This is a genomic window from Paenibacillus sp. J31P316 (assembly GCF_056269105.1).
The window spans coordinates 765,466-790,045 of sequence record NZ_JBWDNI010000001.1; the positions used below are offsets into that span (position 1 = coordinate 765,466).

23 protein-coding genes and 2 tRNA genes are annotated in these 24,580 nt (G+C 55.4%); 5 read left to right on the forward strand and 20 right to left on the reverse strand.

From position 1 onward, the window contains the following. Positions 1-132: 132 nt before the first annotated feature. The 4 genes from AC0YNU_RS03265 to AC0YNU_RS03280 all read right to left on the reverse strand — a co-directional run bounded on the left by AC0YNU_RS03265 (position 133) and on the right by AC0YNU_RS03280 (position 4,922). On the reverse strand, positions 133-1,266 hold the full coding sequence (locus AC0YNU_RS03265; protein WP_475753061.1) for a hypothetical protein: 1,134 nt from the start codon (positions 1,264-1,266) through the stop codon (positions 133-135). A 164-nt stretch (positions 1,267-1,430) separates the two neighbouring features. After that, a complete protein-coding gene (locus AC0YNU_RS03270) occupies positions 1,431-2,333 on the reverse strand; it encodes a cation diffusion facilitator family transporter (protein ID WP_475753063.1) in 903 nt (300 codons plus the stop codon). Between the two features lie 265 nt (positions 2,334-2,598). After that, on the reverse strand, positions 2,599-3,450 hold the full coding sequence (locus AC0YNU_RS03275) for a phytanoyl-CoA dioxygenase family protein (RefSeq protein ID WP_475753065.1): 852 nt from the start codon (positions 3,448-3,450) through the stop codon (positions 2,599-2,601). 188 nt (positions 3,451-3,638) lie between these two features. After that, the gene (locus AC0YNU_RS03280; protein WP_475753067.1) at positions 3,639-4,922 is read right to left on the reverse strand and encodes an adenylosuccinate synthase; all 1,284 of its coding nucleotides are present in this window, start codon (positions 4,920-4,922) and stop codon (positions 3,639-3,641) included. Between the two features lie 115 nt (positions 4,923-5,037). On the opposite strand from AC0YNU_RS03280, the gene AC0YNU_RS03285 reads away from it, so the two are divergent. Further along, on the forward strand, positions 5,038-5,940 hold the full coding sequence (locus AC0YNU_RS03285; protein WP_475753069.1) for a LysR family transcriptional regulator: 903 nt from the start codon (positions 5,038-5,040) through the stop codon (positions 5,938-5,940). Positions 5,941-5,949: 9 nt separating this feature from the next. On the opposite strand, the gene AC0YNU_RS03290 is transcribed toward AC0YNU_RS03285, so the two are convergent. From AC0YNU_RS03290 to AC0YNU_RS03305, 4 genes are all read right to left on the reverse strand, one after another. Continuing rightward, positions 5,950-6,378 carry a DUF1284 domain-containing protein gene (locus tag AC0YNU_RS03290; RefSeq protein ID WP_475753071.1) on the reverse strand — a complete coding sequence of 143 codons (429 nt, stop codon included), beginning with the start codon at positions 6,376-6,378 and terminating at the stop codon, positions 5,950-5,952. Between the two features lie 21 nt (positions 6,379-6,399). Continuing rightward, complete coding sequence (locus tag AC0YNU_RS03295) at positions 6,400-7,164, reverse strand: GNAT family N-acetyltransferase (protein WP_475753073.1); 765 nt, start codon at positions 7,162-7,164, stop codon at positions 6,400-6,402. A gap of 156 nt (positions 7,165-7,320) precedes the next feature. After that, positions 7,321-8,583 (reverse strand): alkaline phosphatase, encoded by a 1,263-nt coding sequence (locus tag AC0YNU_RS03300; RefSeq protein WP_475753075.1) that lies wholly within the window; start codon positions 8,581-8,583, stop codon positions 7,321-7,323. A 115-nt stretch (positions 8,584-8,698) separates the two neighbouring features. After that, the gene (locus tag AC0YNU_RS03305) at positions 8,699-9,223 is read right to left on the reverse strand and encodes a GNAT family N-acetyltransferase (protein WP_475753078.1); all 525 of its coding nucleotides are present in this window, start codon (positions 9,221-9,223) and stop codon (positions 8,699-8,701) included. 227 nt (positions 9,224-9,450) lie between these two features. On the opposite strand from AC0YNU_RS03305, the gene AC0YNU_RS03310 reads away from it, so the two are divergent. From AC0YNU_RS03310 to AC0YNU_RS03320, 3 genes are all read left to right on the forward strand, one after another. Then, a complete protein-coding gene (locus tag AC0YNU_RS03310; protein ID WP_475753080.1) occupies positions 9,451-11,271 on the forward strand; it encodes a DEAD/DEAH box helicase in 1,821 nt (606 codons plus the stop codon). Continuing rightward, a complete protein-coding gene (locus AC0YNU_RS03315; protein ID WP_475753082.1) occupies positions 11,268-12,224 on the forward strand; it encodes a YqhG family protein in 957 nt (318 codons plus the stop codon). Before AC0YNU_RS03310 ends, AC0YNU_RS03315 begins: the two co-directional genes overlap by 4 nt. A 188-nt stretch (positions 12,225-12,412) precedes the next feature. Beyond that, complete coding sequence (locus AC0YNU_RS03320; protein ID WP_475753085.1) at positions 12,413-13,330, forward strand: hypothetical protein; 918 nt, start codon at positions 12,413-12,415, stop codon at positions 13,328-13,330. Between the two features lie 45 nt (positions 13,331-13,375). On the opposite strand, the gene AC0YNU_RS03325 is transcribed toward AC0YNU_RS03320, so the two are convergent. Beyond that, positions 13,376-13,606, reverse strand: coding sequence for a YqzE family protein (locus tag AC0YNU_RS03325; RefSeq protein WP_475753087.1), 231 nt, complete (start codon positions 13,604-13,606; stop codon positions 13,376-13,378). A gap of 144 nt (positions 13,607-13,750) precedes the next feature. On the opposite strand from AC0YNU_RS03325, the gene AC0YNU_RS03330 reads away from it, so the two are divergent. Next, the gene (locus AC0YNU_RS03330; RefSeq protein WP_475753088.1) at positions 13,751-14,533 is read left to right on the forward strand and encodes an N-acetylmuramoyl-L-alanine amidase family protein; all 783 of its coding nucleotides are present in this window, start codon (positions 13,751-13,753) and stop codon (positions 14,531-14,533) included. On the opposite strand, the gene AC0YNU_RS03335 is transcribed toward AC0YNU_RS03330, so the two are convergent. The 11 genes from AC0YNU_RS03335 to AC0YNU_RS03385 all read right to left on the reverse strand — a co-directional run bounded on the left by AC0YNU_RS03335 (position 14,501) and on the right by AC0YNU_RS03385 (position 24,485). Then, positions 14,501-15,328 (reverse strand): divergent polysaccharide deacetylase family protein, encoded by an 828-nt coding sequence (locus AC0YNU_RS03335; protein WP_475753090.1) that lies wholly within the window; start codon positions 15,326-15,328, stop codon positions 14,501-14,503. The genes AC0YNU_RS03330 and AC0YNU_RS03335 overlap by 33 nt on opposite strands. Before the next feature lie 146 nt (positions 15,329-15,474). Further along, positions 15,475-15,894, reverse strand: a complete 420-nt coding sequence (locus AC0YNU_RS03340) for an exosporium protein C (protein WP_475753092.1) — start codon at positions 15,892-15,894, stop codon at positions 15,475-15,477. Positions 15,895-16,034: 140 nt separating this feature from the next. Continuing rightward, positions 16,035-16,121 (reverse strand) — tRNA-Leu (locus AC0YNU_RS03345). Between the two features lie 221 nt (positions 16,122-16,342). Then, positions 16,343-16,429, reverse strand: a tRNA-Leu gene (locus AC0YNU_RS03350). A gap of 160 nt (positions 16,430-16,589) precedes the next feature. Further along, positions 16,590-17,729, reverse strand: coding sequence for an efflux RND transporter periplasmic adaptor subunit (locus tag AC0YNU_RS03355; protein WP_475753094.1), 1,140 nt, complete (start codon positions 17,727-17,729; stop codon positions 16,590-16,592). Positions 17,730-17,745: 16 nt separating this feature from the next. Continuing rightward, on the reverse strand, positions 17,746-18,624 hold the full coding sequence (locus AC0YNU_RS03360) for a carbohydrate ABC transporter permease (protein WP_475753096.1): 879 nt from the start codon (positions 18,622-18,624) through the stop codon (positions 17,746-17,748). A gap of 12 nt (positions 18,625-18,636) precedes the next feature. After that, positions 18,637-19,518 (reverse strand): carbohydrate ABC transporter permease, encoded by an 882-nt coding sequence (locus AC0YNU_RS03365; RefSeq protein WP_475753098.1) that lies wholly within the window; start codon positions 19,516-19,518, stop codon positions 18,637-18,639. After that, the gene (locus tag AC0YNU_RS03370; RefSeq protein ID WP_475753100.1) at positions 19,511-20,977 is read right to left on the reverse strand and encodes an ABC transporter substrate-binding protein; all 1,467 of its coding nucleotides are present in this window, start codon (positions 20,975-20,977) and stop codon (positions 19,511-19,513) included. The genes AC0YNU_RS03365 and AC0YNU_RS03370 overlap by 8 nt, the downstream gene beginning before the upstream one ends. Positions 20,978-21,158: 181 nt before the next feature. After that, positions 21,159-22,325: a hypothetical protein gene (locus AC0YNU_RS03375; protein ID WP_475753102.1), complete on the reverse strand. Its 1,167-nt coding sequence runs from the start codon at positions 22,323-22,325 to the stop codon at positions 21,159-21,161. Then, positions 22,322-23,782 carry an ATP-binding protein gene (locus AC0YNU_RS03380; RefSeq protein ID WP_475753104.1) on the reverse strand — a complete coding sequence of 487 codons (1,461 nt, stop codon included), beginning with the start codon at positions 23,780-23,782 and terminating at the stop codon, positions 22,322-22,324. The genes AC0YNU_RS03375 and AC0YNU_RS03380 overlap by 4 nt, the downstream gene beginning before the upstream one ends. 4 nt (positions 23,783-23,786) lie before the next feature. Further along, the gene (locus tag AC0YNU_RS03385) at positions 23,787-24,485 is read right to left on the reverse strand and encodes a response regulator (protein ID WP_475753106.1); all 699 of its coding nucleotides are present in this window, start codon (positions 24,483-24,485) and stop codon (positions 23,787-23,789) included. Positions 24,486-24,580: the final 95 nt, after the last annotated feature.

Sequence of the window (24,580 nt, forward strand, 5' to 3'; positions counted from 1 at the left end):
ACCATGAATTGCCATCTCATTCTAATTCAGGCTGCTGTTTGCCGGCAAGTAATTTCTGCCTGACAGCCGTCCACGCAAAAAAACGCTTCTTGGGTCCATTCCCCAAGAAGCGTTTTTATATAATAATGATGTTTATTTGCGGATGTTGTAGCCGATGAAGGCTTTGGAATCCAGATCGAACACGACCGTCAACGGTCCGAGAAGCTCGTCCTGATCGGTTTGGTACGTAACCGTTACGAGCTTGCTGCCTTTCGCTTTCGCGGCTTCAAGCAGTTTCTTCGCCTCGTCAGTCGAAGCCAATACGCCGGTATCCGCTGCGTTTACGAGCGCTACCACTGCTTCTTCCTTCTTCGTCTTCAGGTGCGATTCCTGGCCTTCCGGAAGCTTGCTCCAAGCCAGCGTCTGGAACTCGGTTACTGCTGCCGGCGCAAGGGAATCCGAAGCCTTGTCGCCAAGCGCGACCAGATAGTACAGCGGGCTGATCGGCGGAATGCTCTTCGTCATCTCAGGTCCGTAGTAAGCGCGAACTTTATCGCCGGCTTTCAAGCTTTCCCAAGTTACGGGCTGTCCTTCCGCATCGATGACGCTTGTTTCCTTGCCGGCGTTCAGCACGATCGAAGACAAAGCATCGCCGTCTTTGGCTGCGCCAAGCGTAACCTGCCAGCCGTCATCCGTATGCTTGACGGATTGAATAGCCTCTTCTTTGATCAGATGTTCGCTGCCGAGCGTTACTTTGGCGGCATGCGATTGACCCGGGTAGCTCATCGTCATGACCGGTCCGTACTCCGCAATCAGCTCCGTGCCGGCTTTGAGTTTGCTAACGTCGGCCGTTTTGCCCGTGCTGTCCGTCAGAACTGTATCTTTATCTACAGTTAGGATTACCCATTTGTTCGTGCCTCTGCCGACAACGTCGAGCTGGTAAGCGCCGTTATCAAGCTGCTTCACGCCTTGAATGATTCCCGAAAGCATGATCAATTGCGCCTCTTCTCCGCTGTCTTGATTTTTGGAAGTCAGCGACAAGCTCTTGTCTTTCGCGCTATAGATGACGTCGTAACCAAGTGCGGCTGCTTCGCTCTTCGCGGGAAGATAGGCTTGGCCGTTAATAAAGACCGGCTTCATGGATGTATTTTGTCCGTCTACTTTAACCGTGATATCGCTTCTAACGAGACCGCTGACCTTCTCGAGGACGCCGGATGCTTCTGCGGCAACCGCCGAACCTACCAGACCTGCGAGCGTAGCGACGATAATAAGTTTCTTCTTGTTCATATGTTCTTGCTCCTTCCGATGATCATCACTTAGGATGTTGGTTTCTCTTACATGCACTCAGACGGCATCCACTCCGCAAAGGTTGCAGACAGGTTTCATTTCCTACTTTAGACCTAGTTCATATGCAAAAGCCGGCTCGGATTCCTCCGCGCCGGCCGGCTTCGTTATTCGTTCTCGTACCAGGGATTCAAGTGCACAAGCACCTCGTCCACCTCGGGATGGGCGTCCTGCACCTTCTTCTTGATCTTGCGGATAATATCATGGCCCTCTTGGATCGTCAGCGTACCAAGCACGGCCACGCGCGCGTCCACCAAGACGTAGTGACCATGCTCGCGTGCCCGCAGGCGGTCGATCCGCTTCACGTCAGGCACTTCGCGGAGATGCTCCATAATATCTTCGATCTTATCGGGACTTAGGCTTTTGTCCATGAGAACGTCGACGGTTTCCCGCGCCATATCGAAGCCCAGCTTCAGCACCAGAATCGATACGATCACGCCGGCTGCGGGGTCGCCGTAGCTGAGCCAGTCGATGCTCGATCGTTCGCCGATCCAGGCAAGGGCGATCCCGATCGATGCTGCCAGCGATGCGTACACGTCGGCCAGATGATCGTACGCGGTTGCCTGGAGCGCCTTGCTGTTGATGCGATCGCTGATGCGCTTCGTGTACATGTACAACGCTTGCTTGATCAGCAGCGACACGATCGCCGCGATCAAAGCGATGATATGCGCTTCGCCTGGCGGTTCGAAGAAGGCCATGATCGCATGGTAGCCCATGTAGATCGCCGCGATGACGAGAATGAAGGCCACGACGCCCGCCCCCAGCACTTCGGCTTTGCCATGCCCGTAGGGATGATCCTCGTCCGGCGGCTTGCCGGACACCCGCATCGAGCTGTACGCGGTAGCGGTCGCGATGATATCGCCGGCATTATGAATGCCGTCCGCGATTAATACTTGGCTGCCGTATACGATACCCACGATCAGCTTAATTCCCGTTAGCAGCACATTGCTGAGCAGAGATACCCACATGGCAATGATGGACGATCGATTTTCCAAGTTGTCTCTCCTCATTTCCTTTCAGGCGGCCGACGCTTTTCTTGTAGAGGCATCTTACCATTCTTGCCCATTGAAAATCAAATACGCCGTTCACCATCAACAGAACAAAAAACAAGCCCGCCAATGGGATTCGGCGAGCCTGCGGGCGTGCACTACAGTGCGGGTTAATTCACGACTTATGAGCCTATTTACAATATACGAGGTTATTCAGCTAAATATGATTCCTACGCAACATTCGAGTCTATTCACTACAAACGAGTCTATTCACAACTAAGCAGGGCTATGCGTCCAGCGCCTTGGCTTTGGCAGCGCGCGCGAGCGCCGGCAGATGAGCTTGGTTCTCCTGGATCTGGCGCAAATGGCGCATCCGTTCCGGGCCGGCTCCGTTCAGCACGGCATCACCGTGCAGCTCTTCGACCCAATACGGCGCGAAGGTGCTGACGTATTCCCGCAATTCGTCCATATGCTCGTCGGTATACCGACGGGAGAAATTGATAAGCATGACTCGGCGGTTGTTGCCGCCGTTAAATGCCGCATGCTTCATATAATTGTTGAATACGAGCAGATCGCCCGGGCGAATCTCGATCGGAACCGCGGGGAGGTCCATCCGGTCCACGCCCCATTGCCCTTCCATGTCGGAGTTATGGATCTGCGCTTTCAAGATTTCGGTGAACTGGTCGCCGATGAAATGACTGCCGGGAATGACCCGCAGCGCGCCGGTATCCTTGGTCACGGGATCGAGATAGAAGGATAGATTGATGCTCTTCAGGTTGCCGGGCCACGTTTTGTCCATCGTCGTATCGGAATGCCAGCCGGTATCGCCGACATACTTGTTCCCTGCGCTCGTCAAGTAATTGTAATCCTCGCCAAGCAGCGTGGAACAAATATTCACCACGCGCGGATCATCCAGCAGCGATGCCAGCTTCTCGTTATGGCCGAGAAACGCGACGATCGTCGACGTCTTCACGAAATTATGCGGCTTGCCGTTGAAGTTGCCGCCCAGCTTCTGAAATACCTGATCGAACGCTTCCGTAATTTCCATGATTCGATCCTTCATCAAGCCTCTGAATACCAAATAGCCGAACGTGTCGAAGAACGCCTTCTGCTGCGGCGAAACGCCGAAATCCGTCATGATGAAACCTCCGATAACAATGAGATAATAGGCCCAAGTTTCTTGGCACCCCTATCTTAGCCCGCACCGAAAACGATTGCAAGATTAGAATAAGCCTTGGCCGATCGCGACAAAAGCCGGATTTTGCAGCGTTTTCCGCAGCCCGAATCATCCCGCTCCTGCGTGCAACAGGCGTCCCCGAGAACGCTTTATCGTCGCTCGATCAGCTGCTCGCGGCGCGGGCCGACGGAGATACGCGTGATCGGTACGCCGATCTGTCGTTCGACGAACGTCACGTAATCCCGAGCTTCCCTAGGCAGCGATTCGAAGGTCCGGCAGCCCGTAATGTCGCATTGCCAGCCGCGAAGCTTCGTGAACGCCGGCTGCGCGCTCTCGAGCAGCGAGGTAACAGGGAAAGCTTCGGTGACCGTGCCGTCCTGCAGCCGGTAACCGGTGCAGACCGGGATAGAATCCAAGTAACCAAGCACGTCCAAATTCGTCAGCGTCACCGAGCTTGCGCCTTGCACGCGGCAGCCGTACCGCGTAGCGACGATATCCAGCCACCCCACTCGTCTTGGACGCCCTGTATTGACTCCGTATTCTCCGGCATCGCCGCCCCTGCGCCGCAGCTCCTCCGCTTCCAAGCCGTTCAGCTCCGTGACGAACGGTCCCGCCCCCACGCAGCTGGAATAAGCTTTCGTTACAGCGACGATGTCGCTTATGGAACCTGGCGGCAGCCCGGCGCCGACGGAAGCGAACCCGGCCAACGGGGACGATGAGGTGGAGAAGGGATAAATGCCATGATCCGGATCGCGAAGCGCTCCTAATTGGCCCTCGACGAGAATAAGCGCCCCTTCTGTATCGGCCTGCGCGAGCAATGCGGTCGTATCCGCGATATACGGCTTCAGCTTCGCGCCGTACGCCGTCAGCGCCGGCATGAGGTCATCGACTGACAACGGTTCGTGGCCGTACAAATGCTGCAGCACGATATTCTTGGCCGCGAGCGACTGCTCCAAGCGGCTGCGCAGCCGTCTGCCGTCGTACAAATCGGACACCTGCACGCCCAGCTTGGCGTATTTGTCCGCATAGAACGGCGCGATACCGCATTTCGTCGAGCCGAAGCCTGCGCTGCCGAGCCGCTCTTCCTCCAGGCGGTCGAACAGCCTATGATAGGGCATCACGACTTGCGCCCGATCCGATACAACGACCTTCGGCGCCGGCACGCCTCTCGCAGCCAGCCCCTCGAGCTCGCCGAAGAACATCTCCGCATCCAGCGCAGTCCCTGGACCGATGACGTTCGTGACATGAGAATAAAACACGCCCGACGGCAATAGTCGAAGCGCGAATTTCCCAAACCCGTTCAAAATGGTATGACCCGCATTGCTCCCTCCCTGATAGCGAACGACGAACGACGCCTTCGCGGCCAATACATCCGTCACCTTGCCTTTCCCTTCATCTCCCCAATTTGCTCCAACGATAGCCGTAACGCTCATGGCCGAATCCCCCTTCATCACGCTTGCGAGTAAGCTGCAAGCTTGATTATAATGGAAGAATCGACATTATAATAATTGATATAAATAATATGAGGTATAAGGGGATGTAATGCCTGTGAAGGAGATCAATCTCGAATGGTACCGGAGTTTCTATTGGTGCGCGAAGACGGGCAGTCTCTCCCGTGCTGCCGAGAAGCTTCATATTACGCAGCCTGCGGTGAGTCATACGATTAAGCAACTGGAGGATGTTCTCGGAGGTACTTTGTTTCTGCGCGGCGCACGAGGCGTACAACTGACAGCGGAGGGTGAGCTGTTATTTCGCTACGTGGAGCAAGCCTTCAATTTCGTGGAGGCCGGTCAGAAGAAGCTCCTCGAGATGCATCAGCTTGCCTTCGGGGAAATCCGGATCGGTGCGGGGGACTCGTTGTGCAAGCATTATCTGCTGCCCTATCTCGAACAGTACCATCGCCATTATCCCGACATTCGAATTCGTGTCACGAACCGGACGACGACGGAGACGTTGGCTCTATTGAAGGAAGGGGCGATTGATCTCGGCATCGTCCATCTTCCGGCCGAGGACGGCAAAGCGGATATCGAGGCCAGCAAGGCGCAGCAGGATTGCCTCGTCGGCGGGCCAAGCTATGCGCATTTGGCCGAACAACCGCTGAGCTTGCAGGACCTGTTGCAATACCCGCTCCTCATGCTCGAGGAAGGAACGAGCACGAGACGTCATTTGGACAACTATGCGGCGAACTTCGGGGTGTCGCTTATTCCGGAGCTGGAGCTGGGAAGCATGGATCTGTTGGCGGATTTCGCCAAGCATGGGCTCGGACTCGCTTTCGTCGTGCGGGATTACTATACGGGGGAGCTGGAGTCGGGGAAACTGATCGAAATTCCGTTAGCGGAGCCCATTCTGCCTCGAAGCATCGGCATCGCCACTCTTCGTGGCGTTCCAAGTTCCGCGGCTGCAAGGCGGTTCCTGGAGCTGCTGCCCCGTACCGGAGAAGCCCGCAGCTAATCAGCTCATCTAACCGCGTTCCGGCAAAGCTGGCAACCATTGGCCGCTCTTGATCGTGCGCACCCCTGCCTCGCATACGCCGTAGGAACGCCACTGGCAGGTATGGCACAGTACATTGATATCTTCAGGCTCCACGCCGCTGCGCACACGTTCGATAACGCTCGTCCATGGCAGCGTGAGTCCAACCTCGAGCCCAAGTTTCTTCAGCACGTTCCCGTCCAGCTCGGTAACGGATGCATTCTCGCAATGAGGCTCGACGCCTACGGGGAAACAAGCGCACAAATCATCCGGTCCAAGGACAACCGTTACCGCCGTTTCCGGCTCGTCTTTGAGCCGGTTATACACATTCGCCATGTTGGCCGCATACGCTTCGGAATATCCCATCCCGCGAAACCCAAGCAGGCATAATAGATGATGACCTCGAAGCCGAATCGTCATTTTCAACCGCCCCCTCTCCCCCTACTGCTCGCGACGTTTGACGCGATACCAGTAAGGATACAGCTCTTCGTAGTTCATTTTCGCATAAAGCCGGTTCGCGGCATCGTTTTCCCGTTCAACCAGCAGGTAGCTTTGCGCAGCCCCTTGGGACCTGCCCCACTGCAGCATATGCTGGATCAGCTTCTCGCCCATGCCATTCCGGCGATAGGACGTTGCCGTCACGATGCTGTACAGACCGACATATGCCCCTTCGATGACAGCCAGGCCGCAGGCCGCAGGGATACCGTGCAAGTAGAGTGTGAAATAGCCTGTTTTCATCATGATCGCATGCATGATTCTCGCAGCAGAACCTTCATTGCATGTTGGAATGCCATTGAAGCCGCACATGAGATCCAGCCATCCGTACGATAACTGTTCCTCGCATTCAACCTGTATACCGGGCTCGTTCGATGCGGGAAAACGGATTTTCGAGAAGTCCGATAATAGCATAACACGCGAATGGGATTCGAGCACATAGCCGCGCGCATCCAATGCTTGATCGAGGCCGCTCGGGGCGAACGGCGTCAGCTTAAATATCGTATCTTGACCGGCGCGATGATAGAACGATTCGCATGCGTCGATTTTACGAGCGAATAGGTCCGCCGATCCTTCACTCGCATAGAAAGGGTGGACGGAATTCGCCCGTTTCGTATAGCCTTCCGCCAAGCGCAGCACCCATCCGCCATGAACGACCGTCTGCTGGGCCGGCCAAGCATTCATCGTCAATTCTTCGATCGCAACCGTCAAAAGACAAACCTCCTCAATCTCAATCATCCGATAAAGTTATGAATTAATATACAACGTTATGTATTTAAATTCAATACAAAAAAGCTGTCCCCTATTAAGGAGACAGCTTCTTTAAGCCATTCGATCACGATTCGATTATTTCCGATCAGGATCCAATTATTTAGGAAGTTTAATTCCCATCGCTTGAGCCAAACGAGTGAAGATGCCCGTGTTCTCGTATACGCCTGCGAACAGCTCCGAACCAGGTCCCATGACCGTAACCGGCACGTCGACCGCCGTATGACCGGAGGTTGTCCAGTCGACGACGAAATTGAGCTTGGAGTTCGCGATTGCGAACGGTCCGTCTTCCTTCGAAATCGCATCGCCCGACTCGTCGTTGGCATCGACCTCTTCGATCGAGAAGCCGCCCGTTTCATGGTCAGCCAATACGAGGACAAGGGTATCCGGATGCGACTTCGCGAAGTTCTTCGCGATTTGAACCGATTGGTCCAGCTGTTGGCCGGCCTTGATCGTCAATTTCGCGTTGTTGTTATGCGCCATTTCGTCCGTTGCTTCCTCTTCGACCATCAGGAAGAAGCCTTTTTTGTTCGCGGACAGCGTATCGAGCGCCTTCTTCGTCATGTCAGGCAGCGGAACGATCGGATTGTAAATATCGCCTTCGCCTTCTGGACGCTGCTGGAACATCTCTTCGTTCGCGAACAAGCCGAGCAGCTTGCCGCCTTTTGCTTTTTGCATGTCCGTCTTATTCGAAACAAACGCGTAACCGAGCTTTTTCGCCTTGTCTACGAGATTGCCTTGCGTGCCTTTGCTCTTCTCGGACGGATCCTCTGCCGGCTCGTCCTGGAACTTGCCTGCTTGTCCGGCCGGGTACCAGAAGTCTTCGCCGCCGCCGAGCAGGACATCGACTTTGGACTTCGTCAGGTACTGCAGCGCGATGTCGCTTTGCTTGGAACGATCTTCAACGTGCGATGCGAATGCCGCTGGCGTTGCATCCGTCACTTGGCTCGTCGTAACAAGACCTGTCGACTTGCCGATTTCTTTGGCATATTCAAAAATGGTTTTCACATTTTTCTTGTTCGCGTCCACGCCGATGGCGCCGTTATACGTTTTCACTCCGCTGGCGAATGCCGTTGCAGCCGCTGCGGAATCCGTTACAGGAATCGTGGAGCTCGTATGAAGCAAACCGAGGTAAGGCATGGCGTCCATCGCCAATTGCCCTTTCTCGCCGACCGTTGCCAATCGGATCGCGTCGCGCTGGGCCGTGCCCATGCCGTCGCCGACGAACAGGATAACGTTCTTCGCTTGTTTCGATGCCGCTTCGGCTTCGTTCTTGCCATGGCTCGATGCGAAAGTGGTGATCACAAGCGCTGCTGCCGTTAGGCCGATTACGGAAGTCTTCCAACCAATTCTGGATTTCATTTGTACGCCTCCTAATCTGTTTTCTATTGCATCATAGAGTTCGAGTATTAAGAGGATGTACGGGCAATATGAAGATCCTGTTAATCGCTAATGGAAATTTATGGGGAAGCCGTGATTACATGCCTTTGGAGATCCTGCTGTCGAAGGTTTGGATTTGCTTGCCGCCTTCGCAACGATCCGCATACTGCCCCTGCGTGTATTCGCCAATGACCTTGTCCCAGAATAATTGCGCGGGTTTGTTAGACTCCACTTGGAAGACTTCCCACGGTCCGCGATGCCTATCGAATAATCGGTGGGCTGCCTGCTTCCCGATCCCAAGCTTCCTGTACTTCTTCATGATGAAAAATTCCGCGATGGAATAATAGTTTCTCTCCTCTTTTTCAATCCGGCGCACGAATACAAACCCGGCAAGAATGCCATTTCGTTTCACCAAATAAGGAAACCGATGGTCGGGCTCCGACCAACAAAGATCGAAATGCGGATAGGGTCCATATCGCCCGTCTTCTTCTACCTCGAAAGGAAGAAACTCCGAGAAATCGTACGTGTAGAGCTGCAACAGGTTCCTTAATGCTTCTTTATCGGCAATGGAGGCATGAATTAACTCCGTGCCTGCGTTTTCTAACTGAATGCGATGTTCCATGTCACTTCTATCTCCTTCCGCGGCTGCCTTGCGGGTAATTCAGACGGCCATGGTACCGCAGTATCATGTTCTCATCCTCTCTTCCTGCAGCAGGTGACTATTCGAGATCAAAAGGATATTTTCCTGCACGGCCCTTCCCTTATGAATTCCGCCAACTAGGGTCATACTAGCTTCATACAGTTTCCGTTACTATTGCCGGAATCTCACCAGAAAGGAGTTCCGTCCCTATGCAATCGAACAAAGATGCCCCTGCAGGAGAACAGCAGTCCCCTAACCAACATATCGCCAAAAGCAAGCTTCATCCCAGCGTCGACCTTCATTTCGACCGTACATGGCTGACGCAGCTCCAAGAACGCGTCGATCGTAACGGGCCTTGGGACGACTGGACGATGTATCAGCTGGCAGTAGAGGCGGAGCAAACGAAGCTGGTCGAAAGCTTCGACGATCTGCAGTGCCTTCGCAGCCTGCCTTCGTTCGAACCGATGCCCCATCAGATCAGCACGGCGCGTAAAGTGCTGCACGAGATGAGCGGCAGAGCCATTCTTGCCGACGAGGTTGGACTCGGCAAGACGATCGAGGCCGGACTCGTCCTGAAGGAATACATGGTCCGCGGGCTCGTCAAGCGGGCGCTAATCCTCGTCCCCGCCTCTCTCGTGCTGCAATGGGTACGTGAGCTGAACGCCAAATTCGGCATTAATGCGTTTGCGCAGAAGAAGGAACACTCCTGGGGCTATGACGTCGTCGTCGCCTCCATGGACACCGCCAAGCGTGACCCGCACCGCGAGAAGCTGCTTAATCAGGATTACGATCTGCTCATTATCGATGAGGCCCATAAGCTGAAGAACAAGAAAACGACCAATTATCAGTTCGTGAACGCCCTGCGCAAGAAATACTGTCTCCTTCTGACGGCGACGCCCGTGCAGAACGACTTGGACGAGCTCTATAACCTCATCACGCTGCTGAAGCCGGGTCAGCTCGGCGGTCAGAGCGAATTCGCGGCGAACTTCGTCGTCGACAAGCGGCTGCCGAAGAACGAAGGCCAGCTGCAGGAAGCCTTGCAAGCGGTCATGATCCGCAATCGGCGCGGCGATGGGGGCATTCATTTCACGAAGCGGATCGTCAAAAACATCCGGCTCCAGCTGTCGACCGAAGAGCAGGCGCTCTATGACGGCGTTACGAATTTCGTGCGGGAGCGCTACAACGAGGAGCAGGGCGATTGGACAAGCATGCTGTCGCTCGTCACGCTGCAGAGAGAAGTGTGCAGCAGCCGCGACGCCGTCTTCCTGACGCTCGTCAACATGTTCAAGAAAACGCCGGAGGAGTCCCCGATCCGCGCGAAGATTTGGCAGCTGGTCGAAGTCATCCGCGGCATCAACGCCAATACCAAGGCGGAGAAAGCGATGGAGCTCGTCCGCGAAATGAACGACAAGGTTATTATTTTCACGGAGTACCGCGCGACTCAGGAGTACCTGCTGCAATATTTCCGTTCGCACAATATGGTCGCCGTACCTTATCGGGGCGGGATGAACCGCGGCAAGAAAGACTGGATGATGGACTTGTTCCGCGGCCGCGCTCAGGTATTGATCGCAACGGAAGCCGGCGGAGAAGGCATCAATCTGCAATTCTGCCACCATATGATCAACTTCGACCTGCCCTGGAACCCGATGCGCGTGGAGCAGCGGATCGGGCGCGTGCACCGGCTCGGACAGACGAGCGACGTGCATATTTACAATCTGTGCACGGTCGGCACGATTGAAGAGCATATCGTCAGCCTGCTGCATGAGAAGATCAATCTGTTCGAGCTCGTTATCGGCGAGCTGGACCACATCTTGGAACGGTTCGAGAAGAACGAGACGCTGGAGCAAAGGCTTGCCCGTCTTATGCTGGAAGCCGGCACGAATAAAGACGCGCTCAAGGAAGGCATCGCGGAGCTCGGCAATTCGCTCAGCCGGATCAGGGACGAGGTCGAGCTCGAAGAGCCTGCCGATCTGGCAGCCGTCAATTCCGTCCTGAACGCCGTCGGGCAGACCATCGAGGTGAGACCATGAACGAACGCCAAATCCACAAGTTCGTCGGGCGGTATCTAGAGGCGACGGACTGCCAGATCGTCGAGAAGTCCCCGGCGCATTATCATGTGAAGCTGTCGCCCCGCGCGGACCGCGATTTGACGAACCGTCCCTTCTATTGGAGCTTCGTCGACCGCACCGGCGCCGATCCGGAGACGATGTCCATGCTGCTCGTAACGGATAAAGCCAAATACGATGAAGCTGCCGCCGCGAAAGCCGCCCAGCTTCCTCCCCCCGCCGCTGCGCCGGGCAGCGGCTCCGGGACATCCGCAGACGCTGCATTCGGCCGTTCCTTCGGCTATTTGAACAGCGCGTCGAATGTAAACGTCAGGCTTCCGCGGGAGGATCTGCATTTCGGTTCGCGCCGGCTGGATCAGCTGTTCCAGTCCGCCAAGATCGGCGGCAATTACCTCTGTCTGTTCCAAGAGCCGGAGAAGCGCACCAGTCACCCGCTTCATTCGACTGCTTACAGCGCATGGCTCGGGGTTAATATGAAAGTAGAATTCCAATGCGACATGAAACGCGAGGAGATTCATTCCTTCGGCATCTCGCTGGCAACCGGCCAATGCCTGGAGCAGTTCAGCGACCGCCTGCTTCAGCATCGCATGACGCCGAAGCTCCCGCCGAACGTGCATACCGCCAAAAACGCGATCACGCTGAACAAGGCGGCCTCCATTGCCGAAGGAACGCTCGAACGCAAGCTGCGAACGTATGATTACAGCTGGGCGGATGCCGCTTCCAAACGGCTCGACGAGGAACTGTCGACCATTCGTCATTATTACGAGCCGTTAATCGAAGCCGTCGAGGAAGAGAACCGCCCCGCTATCGCGGAACAGTACGAGCGCAGGCAGGAAGAAATTCGCTGGCAATATGAGCCGCGCGTCAGCGTCTCCGCCATAAATTGCGGCATTTTTTATTTGCAGGGCATCGGTTAGCGGTTTTGCGACAAGAACTGGGGCGACCGGCTGGCCGTCCCCTTTAATCGGCAAAATTAGAACAAGGCTTGTCCCGCTTCCCTGACAGAAACCAACAACTTCCCCGGCGGCATTGCGATACAATGGCGTTGTCAGGTACTGTCAGCCCTTCGTCAACCATTCTACAGAAACAGCAGGTGATGCCGTTTATGAGAACTTGGACCGCGATGATCGCCGCCGTATTGTCGGCGTTGCTGCTTACGACCCTATCGCCGCTGGCAGCTTCGGCTTCCGTGGCTTCCGTGCCGGCCGCTTCCGTACAAGCCGTCAGTACGCCGTTGCAGCAGCATGTCCAAACCTGGACCGATGCGTTATCGAATCAGTCCGCCTTCAAAGCCTGGAAATCGGCTGCGACGACCATCGTTCCGCTCGGCCCGGGCACGCACGGCTGGCTCGTCACGTTTACGGCTGCCGGGAAACCGGTCGGATACATGATCGTCAACGCAACGCCCGAAGGCGATTACGCGCTTGGCGAATACGGCGCTGGCAGCCATCCTGCCTTTGATCCCAATACGATGTACGATGCGCTGCTCCGCCAAGGCTTGATTGGCAGCTATAGCGAAATCGCCAAAAAACCGCTCCATCTGGAACGGCTCTATCTTTCCCCTATGCTGGCCGCTTGGAAATGGACGGCCCCTAACGCCGAAACCTATTACTTGGATGCCTGGACGGGAGAAGCGCTGCCCATAACGGATAGCGCCTGGGTGGCGCAAACCAAATCACGCCATCCGGCAGCCTTGTCCGCCGGGAAATCAACGGTCGAGTTAAGCAAGCTGGCGGCAGCCAAAACGAACCGAACCTTCGATCCGTTCGAACGGATGCCCTGGCTGAATCAAGCGCCGCTCTCGAATCAACAGATAACCGGACTTACGGGCATGCTCGATAAGCTGGCGCAAATTCGGTATACGGCCGAACTTTTCAAGTCATCCGTCCTTTATGTCCTTCCGGCCGTCGGCTATCACCGTTGGAATAACGACAAGCTGTTCGTGGCGTTCGACCAATCGTTTCCCGGTACGAGATACATTCCGATTGAAGCGCTGAACCAGGAAGGCCGATTTTATCGGTGATCGGATCACTTTAAGGATCACTTTAAAGCTGATAATTTAATCGCTCTAGATTTTTTCTTCTTGAACCAATTTGAATTCCGCAGTCTCAATATCTCGAGACTGCATCCATTGCGCGATCGCGAAACCGCCCAGACCGAACCAGCGCGTCAGCCAAGGCTCTTTGGCAGCTTTGGCTTTTTTGCGTTTTTCGCTGCGTTCTCCCTGCGGCGTTTCCATGAAGTCCACGACTTTGCCCGTCATGTATTTGATGTAATCCTCGGGTTTTTCCACTGCCATAACAGCCACGCTCCTCTTTGCATGAACTTTGTTGTTGCTCCTAATAAACAGTGTCCCCGCGAATGATTTCTTTCAAACATGAATGAGTTCCCTTGGTATGTGCCACGCTAAGCATAATCAATTTGGAAAAGGAGGATAATGCCGATGCGAGGACAACGAATGATGCAGTTATCGATTCGCTTGGGCTTGTCATTCTGCGCAGCTGTAATCCTGATCAGCTGTTTGGCTTCGAGACAATCGTATTCCGAACCGGTGAATCAAGCAGAAGAGCAAACGGCATTGCCCGACGCCTCCCTGCAGTTCTCGCTAGACAGCATGCTGCCGACGGATTACAGCCGCGCGCTGCCGACGGCCCAGGTATTGATCGACGTCGGGCACGGAGGAATTGACGGCGGCGCCCATCATGAGGAACTCCTGGAGAAGGACATTAATCTAGCCGTCGCCAAAAAATTGTATTTGCTGCTCCAAAACAACGGTATCCGCGCGATCCTGAACCGCAACGGCGACTATGCGCTCAGCGACGATAACCGTTGGAATCCGTCGTCTTCCCGGCACAGACGGGATTTGTCCCAGCGCAGTCAGCTGACGAAGGAAATCGATGCGCAGATCCTGATCAGCATCCATGTGAATTGGGCGCCCGACCGAACCGAATACGGCCCTCTCGTGCTGCATCAGAACGAAGGACAGAGCGCGCTTCTTGCGTTCTGCATCCAAGACGCGATGAATCGCAGACAAAACACGAAAGGGCTCCCCCGAATAGGGAAGCCCTTCTATTTGCTAAATGTCGTCAAGAAGCCCGCCGTTATCGTCGAGCTGGGCTTCATTAGTCACGAAGGCGACCGGCGCATGCTGACCGACCCCGTCAAACAAACGGAAATCGCGGCTGCCATTACATCAGGGGTGCGGAATTATATCCTTCTCCGCTGACGGAACGAGCATTTCCGACAGACGTACGAATCGCGTCTCCCCCTGCATTTGGGGAATGGCGGCATTCAGCACGGCTGCTGTCAATTTACCTGGCGGACCTACATGGCCGATCGTAATGCAGGACTCGTTACTCTCCAGGTATTTGCGAAGCACGCCGATTTGCTTGGAAATATGGCTGGTCGTATAGACGTCGTCGAGAAAGACTTGGTTCGACAACAGCGGGACGCCCATCTCGGCCGTCAGCTTCGGGAGCACCGTCTTGTACGTCGTCCGGCTGTCCAGGAAGAACAAGCCTCGTTCCTTCACTACGCTCAGCACGACGCGCATGACACGTTCATCCGCCGTTACCTTGGAGCCCATATGATTGTTCATGCCGACGGCATGAGGTACATCATCTATGGCGGCTTCCACGCGCTTGCGGATCTCCGCATCGCTCATGGCAGTCGTAATGGCGCCGGGGCCGAGCCATTCAGGCTTGCCCCGAACCGGCTCCATCGGCATATGGACGATGACGTCGTTGCCAAGCTTATGGGACAGCTCCGCGTCCTGCTTCGTGGTCGGCATGAACGGCATGACCGCCGTCGTGAATTTCACGGGCAGACGCAGCATCTCCGGCGTCCCCGTCATGCCATTGCCGAAATCGTCGATGACGATCGCCACTTCGCGATGACGAATGATTTGCCGTTGCTGTCGTTGTTCCTGTTTCGCTGCCGCTGCCGTCTCGTGCCGGGGCGCCGCCGCCGCGGCCGCAAGCGTGCAAGCAAGCAAAACCAAAGCAAACTTGCCCTTGTTCATGTACGTTCGTCCTCTCTTCAATCTGCATTCCTTTCATTATTTGTCAGCATCAGGAAAAATATGTATGCATGCAAGGTTAAAAAAGAAAGTCGAGGAGCGCTCCTCGACTTTTCTTCCCCTCTTGATCGGCTATAAGCATGTCCGCCTTACACCTCGTATACGGCCGCGCTGAGATTAATCGGACCGATTACGGTTGCCTCCGATTCTTCCGTTTGCTTCTCCACGTACAAAGAATATCCGTGCGCGCCGGGCGGCACGTTAATATCGATCACTTGCAGCGTCACGATGCCGTAATGCTCGTATCCCTCTTCAAGGCCTTGCAGCGCGTAAAAAATTTCTTGGTTGCCGCGAAATACGCGGAACAACACGTCTACGACGTTACCGGACGTCGCTGCAGCTCCGATGGTAGCCGTTAAAGTTACGCGATTGTTTACCGCTTCCGGGATAATAAAGATGCCGAGCTCAGCCAAAATGACTTTGGCCGGCGTTTGCGGAACGTCGATTTGAACGGCATTCGTAACGACGGCTGGAACGCTCACATTATAATCGATTAATTTTTTCACCATTTGCATAATCAACTCCTTTCTTTCCTGATATTGACATGCTATGAAAATAACGATGCGTTAGCTTGGACGAGTTACTTAAATACACTAAAATGCATAAAAAAGAAGCCTTGCATCAGCAAGGCTTCTTGAGTTTGTATGGTTGGTGCGGTCGAGAGGACTCGAACCTCCACGGCTGTTACACCACTAGAACCTGAATCTAGCGCGTCTGCCAATTCCGCCACGACCGCACATCCGGCAGATGTCGCTTCAAGCTTTCGTTAGAAGCGGCGAAATTTAATATATCACGAATCAAAATATAAAGTCAACAGAGAAAAGTTTTTCCTGCAACATAAAGGAATAAATTGGAATTAAAACCTTATGTTTCAACATTGATTCAGAGCTTCGCTCAATTGACTCCTGCCACAAAAAAGAAGCCTTGCATCAGCAAGGCTTCTTGGGTTTGAATGGTTGGTGCGGTCGAGAGGACTCGAACCTCCACGGCTGTTACACCACTAGAACCTGAATCTAGCGCGTCTGCCAATTCCGCCACGACCGCACATCCGGCAGATGTCGCTTCAAGCTTTCCTAAGAAGCGGCGAGAGTTAATATACCATGAATGAAAGTTCGAAGTCAACATAATCTCAACAAACTCCACGATCCGGATGCGAGTCATCGTCCGGAGAACATCTGGTCGGGTTTTGCTGGCAGTCAACGACTTACAGCCGGACACGTACTCCATCCATAATGAAGCTGCTGCTGTTGATTATGACTTCCTGCTGCTCGAACAGCCCCTCGCTGACCGCCGTCACGTATTCGTTCGAATCGACGACCTTTACCGGCGTTTCCGCGGCATAATACGCATTGCCGAGCGGCCCTTCCTCGGCTCTGACCGTGAAGACGTAGGACCCCTGATCATTCTTATGGACGGCTTCGTTCGGGACGAGGATCAGCTGGTCTCCTCCCGACTCGGACAGCCTGACCAGTGCCCTCTCGCCTCCGTGCAGGCTATCGTCCTTGAATGCGACGGTCAACTTGTACGACGAGCTGACTTCCGTATTCGCACCGGACTCGTCGCCGCCCGTCATATCCGACCCTCCGGCCGCAACCTCCTCGATAGCCGTTATTGTGCCTGAGAGCGTCCGGTTATCCGCCTCCGCCAGCGTAATCTGATCCAGCGTATCGTCGATATGGAGCAAGGCGGCCGTTTCGCCCGGAACGAGCAATTGAAGCTGGTAGCCCTTGGCTGCGTCGGACAGCGTAATATCCGGCAAGCCTCCCGAATCGAGTCCCGATGCCGCGTTGACCTTCGTGACGATACCATCGAATGGCGCCGTGATCTGCCTGCTCTCGGCAATCGTTTTCTGCAGATGCTGTACGTGCTGCTGCCCGCTCGCGATGTCGAGCTTGGCCGTTTCGATCGCGCCTGCAGCGGCAGCCTTCGCAGACGCGCTATCCCCGCTCGCAGCTTCGATATAATTGGTCTCCAACTGATGAATGGACAGATTGAGCTTCTTCAGCGCCGCCTGTTGATCGGCCAGCTCCAGCAAGGCATCCGAGTCGTCGTATTGCACCAGCAGCTGACCTTTATGCACGCGGTCTCCTTGCTTAACGAGCACCTTCGCGACTTTCCACCCTGCCGGATTCGCAAGCTCTCTCACCTCGCCCGGTTGTATCGTAGCGCTGCCTTCGTAATCATGCGCAAGCGAACCCGTGGACGGAACGGCCGTATAGACCTTCGGCAGCGATAACGCCCGCAGCGAATTGCCTGCAAGCGTACAGCCGGCTAGAAGCACGAGGAACACGCTCGCGATGAACCGAATCTTGCGTTTTCTGGACTTTGACGTCCGTTCTTCCATGACGATCACTCCCGAGTTATCCTTTGATGCCCGATTGTTGAATGCCTTCGACGAAGTAGGACTCCGCATATAGGAACAGCAGCACCATCGGGGCCATGTACAGCGCGGAAGCGGCGAAACCGATGCCCCGCGCCGATTGATTGATCTGCGCCAAGTAAAGCGACAACGGCTGCTTCGCCGCATCACGAAGGAAAATAAGCGGCTGCTCGATCATATTCCAGTAGTCGATGAACAAGAGAACGGTCAATGCAGCCAATCCCGGCTTGATAAGCGGCAGCATGATGCGCGCGAAAATCGTCCATTGCCCGGCTCCGTCGATCTTGGCGGCTTCGGTGTAGGCATACGGTATATGGGACATGAACTGACGCATCATGAACACGCCGAACGCGCCGAATATGCCCGGAAGAATGATCGCGGCTGCATGATTCATGAGACCGAGCTTGTCGATGACGAGATAGTTCGGCACGAGCGTGACCTGGAACGGCATCAGCATGGTCATCAGATAGACCAGAAACAGCTTGTCCCGCCCGATGAACCGCAGCTTGGCGAAGGCGTAAGCGGCCAGCGAGGCGACGATCGTCTGTCCGATGACGATCGGCACGACGAGCGCCGCCGAATTCCAGAACATGCCGAGAAACTTCGGACTCAGCACCAGCACCTGCGCGTACTGCTTGAAGGACAGCCAGTCCGGAAGGAGCTTCAAATTCACGAATGCGTCGTTGCCGCCCGCCGCGGTATCGACCATCTGCCCAAGCAGATCGTAATTGCGGCCGATCTCCTCCTCCGTCATCAGCGAGTTCGTCAACGTCAGCAGAATCGGAATCAGCATGGCGACGGCCACCGCTCCGATCAGAAGAGACAGGACGAGCTTTGGAAGCCAGGATAATTTCTTCATGATACCCCCCTGCTACTCCACGTTCTCCCGGAACCGCCGTTCGATGCCGAGCAGTCCCGCTACCAGCAGCACGATGCAGCCGACCATGATCGTGGCGGCGGCCGTCAGCTTCTGGATGTCGAGCGTGAAGAACATGTTGTTCATATAGTGCTGCAGCATGTACAGCCTATCGTATGGATAGTCCCCGGCGAGCAGGTACGTCTCCCGGAACACCTTGAAGGAATTGATAATCGAGATCAGTACGACGAAGAACATCGTCGGCGTCAAATAAACCAGCGTAATATGGCGGAATTGATGCAGCCGCCCGGCTCCTTCGATGGCAGCCGTCTCGTAATAATCTCTCGGAATCGACTGGAGGCCGGCCAGGAACAGCACCATGTTATAGCCGATGTTTTTCCAAATATACATGACGACGATGATGCTCATCGACCAGTTGGATTGCATCCAGTCGATACGATCCATATGAAAGCGGTGCAGCAACGCGTTCAAGGTGCCGTTCCAATCGAAGAACATTTGCCACACCATGACGATGGAAGCGACGGGCACGACGAGCGGCATCATGATCGATGTTCGAAGCCAGTTACGCATGTAGACCTGCCGGTTCAGCAGCAAAGCGAGCAGCAGGGACAGCGCGATGAGCAGCGGAACGCTGATGCCTGTGAACAACATCGTATTGGATGCCGCTTTGCGGAAGGAGCCGCTGCGCAGCAGCTCCATGTAGTTCTCGAAGCCGACGAACCGGCCGCCAAGCGCGCCGTCCGTTAAGGACTCGTAGATGCCGAGCAGGAAGGGAATGAAATAGAAGACCGCAAACCCGATCAAGCTCGGCGCCAGGAACCACAATGCCTTGATGCCGTCCTTGCGGAGCCGCATGGCCATGCCGGCTCTATTCATTGAGCAAGGTTGTCGCTTTGTTCTGAATGAGGCCGGCGACGTCCTCCGCGGATTTCTGACCGGCGAAGAAGGCTTTCGAATCGGCGACGACCAGCTGCCACAGCTTGTCGGACTTGTTTTCCCCGACCGCATGAACCGCTCCGTTCACATACCCGCTCAGTCCGTCCAGCATCGCCTCGTCTACCTTGAAGGTCGCCCCTTGCAGCGGACCTTCCGGAAAGCCCTTGATCGTGCCTAGGTCCTTCACCGCTTGGATCTGCTTGGCATACGCGGCTTTATTGATCGGAAACCCGGTCGTGGTCAGCGGAGCCTGGATTTCCTCGGACATCAAGAACGAGATGAAATCCCAAGCCGCAGCCTGAACCGTGGAATTCGCATTGATCGCAACGCTCCGGTAGGTCTTGAAATAACCGCCGGCTGCCGTATCCTGCGCATGGGGCTTCGCGTACAGCTTCACATGTTCGCCCAAATTCTTGTTCGCCAGCTTCACGCCTAAGCTGTAGCCCTGCATCGATTCCAAGTAATCCTTCGGCGAGTTGATCTGGATGCTCTGGAAATACGCATTCACGCCTCGCCCCATCTTGTAGACGACGCCGTCATCGAACAGCGCCTTCACCTGTTTCATCAGGCCGGTGAAAGATGCAGAATCGAAATGCGCCTTATGCTCGGCGTCGTCGATAAACAAGTCATGATTGTCGCTGACCATTTCGCCAAGCAAATATTCCGGGCTTTCGTACGTTAATGCCGACTTGAGAGGGCCTTTGGCGACCAGTTCGCCGGCTGTCTTCTCGAAATCGCTCCAGGACCACGTCAGATCGTCGAACTTCGAGCCGGTGTTCGCGATGGCGTCCACGTCGCCCGCGAAGCCCATCAGGAAGAAGGTGAGCGGCATGCTGTACAGCCCCTCTCCGACTCGGACGTTGTCCAGGATATTCGTGAAATAATCGTCTTGATGAAAGTCCGAATCTTGTTTCATAAACGGACTCAGATCGGCCAAGAGGTTATGCTTCACGTAATTGTCGGTCGGAAGCAGGTCCATCGCGAGGATGTCGGGACCCTTGCCGGCCAGCATCGCCGTGTTGGTGGCGGTCAAGTAGTTCTCGATGTCCGTATCCAGCGTCTCGTTCTTGTAGGTGCCTTCCTCAAGCTTGATGTCGATATTCGGGTGCAGCGCCTCGTACTTCTTGATTGCATCCTCGAACCTGGCGTCCTGCCAGAAGGTCGAGAAGACGATCGTCTTCTTGCCGCCCGCATCCGGCGCCCCGCCGTTCGTTCCGCCCTTCGTATCGCCGCCGCCAGGCCCGGCGTTCGAACCCGTTTCAGACCCTGAGGTTGTTTCGCTGCCTCCCGCGTTCCCCGTGCTCGCGGGAGCGCCGCCGTTTGCGTTTCCTCCGCTGCAAGCCGTCAATGCGAGCGCCAATAAACAGCTCGCGGCAATGCCTAATCCGTATGTTTTCAATTGCCTTCTCTCCTTCATATTCAGCTTCGGTTCAAGCCCGTCTGGACTTGCTCCTACCGACTATAAAGAAGAGATATCTCCAAAAGGTCATCCGCTTGTGAACAAAATGTCTCCAAAATAAAAAAAGCAGACTGGACGAAAATCCGTCCGGTCTGCTTCGTACAGGGAGCTCCCATTCCTCCTATTGAAATTGGATAATAAACGGCATATAGGTATCGTCGGGCGCCGCCTCGGCGGCCCCGCTTTGCACAGCCGGCCGCATGAATTGTTTCCGCCCGCCGACCAGCAGCGCGTCGTTGCTTGGACTCCAATACATCTGCAGCGGCAAAATCCCCTGATAAACGGTATTCCGATACAGGATATTGTTGCCCTGCAGCTTGCCCGCGAAGATCGTATCCTTCTCAAACTGCGTGTAGGCGATCACTTTCCGGTCAGCCGAGAGACAGAAGCTGCCGACCTTCTCCAGCAGAACGGACAATTCGCCATTGCGGCTGTCGTACTCGAACAGGGTGCTGTCGGCGCCAAGAAACACGAATTGATCGTCATTGACCCAGGCGGTCCCGTCGCTCACCGCCGGATGATCATATTGAATGACGTACCCGTTTCCGCTGCGCTTCGCTAGCACGATCGTATCTCCGGTATCGATCAAAGCCCCGCTGCCATTATCCGATAGTATAACCGCTTCAAAATAGCTCTCCTCTTCCAGCCCAGTCAGCGGATAGAGCTTTGCCGCTCCGGCTTTCGTATCGTACACGCCGAGTTTCGTTTTGCCCCTAGCCGAATCCGCGGTAAGAAAGGAGACGTACCGGCTGTTATCCGACCATTTCAAGTAACGCGAACGAAGCTGCCATTGCGCGGAATCGGGCGGCGCAATCGATTTGATCTTGCCATCGGCCAGCGTGATCACCTGCAAGGCGATGCCGCTTTTGTCCTTGGTAAATCCGGACAGCGACTTCCCGTCCGGCGACAGCTCGTAAATATCCGTCTTCACGTTCAAGCTTTGCAGCAGCTCGGCCTTGTCGTATGGCGGAGAGAACCGCTGCAGCTGCCAACTCAGCTCTTGCGACGGCATATTATCCATGAATAAGCCGACGACCGCTTCCGGGCCGGACCAACCGAGCAGCTGCCCTTTTTTCGTGGTCGCGTCATTCAGGCGGTAGATCGTTTTGACTTGAAAGTTCTGCCCATTCGTACCGTTCGTACCGTTGGCACCGTTCATCTGCTCCTCTTCCGTGCCCGGAATGATGATCGTCTCGGAACGCGAGCTGCTCATGCATCCAGTTAGCGTAAGCAGCAGCACCGCCAACACCAACGCCATATGCAAGGCTGCCATTCGTCTTATCTTCATTGTTCTCGCTCCGATCCCGCGGCTGGAAGCTCCACGTGCACGCTTGTCTGCTGGTCGACGCTCGACATCCGGATCGTCCCGCCGTGATCGTCGACGATCGTCTTCACGATACTGAGTCCCAGACCGATGCTGCCTTCTTCCTTGAATGCGCGGCCCGCCGAATAGAAGGGCTCGAACGCATGGGCAAGTTGATCGGGGGCCAGCGTATCGCCTCGATTGGCAAAAACAAATCGGACCCAACCGAAAGCATCCATTTCGCCGCTGATGGTAATCTCCGACTGCGGTGCGCTGTACTTGATCGCGTTGTCGAGCAGATTAATGAAGAGCTGGCGCAGCCTGTCCGCTTGCCCGAGCACGTATAGCCCGTTCCCCGCTTCCAGCGTGATGCGCTTGTTATAGCGTTTCGCCCGGATGGCCATCGCGTCGCGCACATCGCGCAGAATGGCGCCCAGCTCGACAAGCTCCGCTTCCTCTTGACCGGCGCTGCGGTGAGTGACTTCGAGCAAGTTCAGCACCATCCCGTGCAGGCGGCGGCTTTCCTCGACGATGTGGTTCATGCCTTTGTCGAAGAACGCCCGATCGCTCTCTCCATTCTCCCGGATGATCTCGGCATAGCCCAAGATGGAGGTCAGCGGCGTCTTGAGCTCATGGGTGACGTTGTCGAAGAAACGCTTCTCTTGCGCGTTCAGCTCCTTCAGCCGGTCGCGGTCGCGGGCGATGGTCCCGATTTGACGGCTGATTCGTCCGATCATGTCGTTAAAGTTGGCCGCCAGCCGTCCGATCTCGTCCTTCCGCCGGAAACCGATGCGGACGTCCAGATTGCCGCCGATCACTTCCGTGGAAGCCTTCGTCAGCTTGACGAGCGGAATCGTAATATGCCGCGACAGGATATAGGAGAACAAGAAAGCCGCCGCGAAAATCGCCAGCGCAATGTAGAAGATGATGTTCAAGATCCGGCCGCTCTGCTCGTAGATCGGCGCGAAATCCTTGGCGAACCGCAGAATGCCCACCTTCACGCCGTCGATCACGACCGGATACGAATACAGGACGGATCCGGCGCTTCCTCCGTACGTCACGGTATAGGCGGTCTTGCCGCTCAAGGCCTGCTTCAGATCGGATGTGTCGCGGCCTGCGAACAATTGACGATCGGACGAATAGAGCAGAATACCGTCGACGGTGTACGCGCTGACATCGCTGGAGGTGGCACGATGAAGGTCGTCCACCATTTCCTCGGCCATTTGACCGAAATAGAGATCGTTGTTCGTGAAGTGGTTGATGAGGAAGGCTTGGCGGACATAGACGTTGCTGTTGTTTTTCAGCTCGATCAGATCGGAGGTGATGATCTTCTGGTTGCTTGTCCGGATCACTTCCTTCAGCGTTCCGTTCAGCACGAGGAAGGACAAGCAGAAGATGAGGAAGAAACCGACGACGAATTTGGCGCGAATCGTCCGGAACATTCCGTCAGTCCGCCCGTCGCTCGAATTTGTAGCCGATGCCGAACACGGTCGTGATCAGATCCGCGGCATCGAGCTTCTTGCGCAGCCGCTGGATATGCGTGTCGACGGTCCGCGTATCGCCGGGAAAATCGTAGCCCCAGACGAAGTCGAGCAGCTCCGAGCGCGTGAAGATTTTGCCCCGGTGACCGAGCAGCGTCATCAGCAGATCGAATTCCTTCGGCGTCAGCTCGACCGGCTCGTTGTCCTTGGTCACCATCCGCTCATCCGCCGCGATGGCGATATTCTTGAAGCGCAGCTCCGCTTTCCCCGCCGCCTCTTCCACGTTCTGGTTCGCCTGCGCCAGCCGCCGGAGAATCGTGCGGATCCGGGCGACGACTTCGCGCAGGTCGAACGGCTTCGTAATATAATCGTCCGCGCCGAACTCAAGCCCGAGAATCTTATCCGTGATGTCGGATCGGGCCGTAATCATGAGAATCGGTATATTGAAGTTCGCGGTCACCTTCTTGCAAATATCGAGGCCGCTCTGGTCCGGGAGCATCCAGTCCAGCAGCAGGATATCCGGACGGAATCGTTCCAGCTCCGCGAGGCCTTCAGCCCCGTTCGCCGCCGTCCGCGTCTCGAAGCCTTCTCTTGTCAGCCCGTACGCGAGCAAATCGGCGATCGCTGCCTCGTCTTCGATGATGAGGATTTTCGTTTTATCCATGCAGAGCTCCAATCTGGTTCATCGCCATCAACGGAAATGAAGCTTATATAAAGGATAGTAGCATACTTGGCTTCCAGTCATGAAATGCCGTCGGT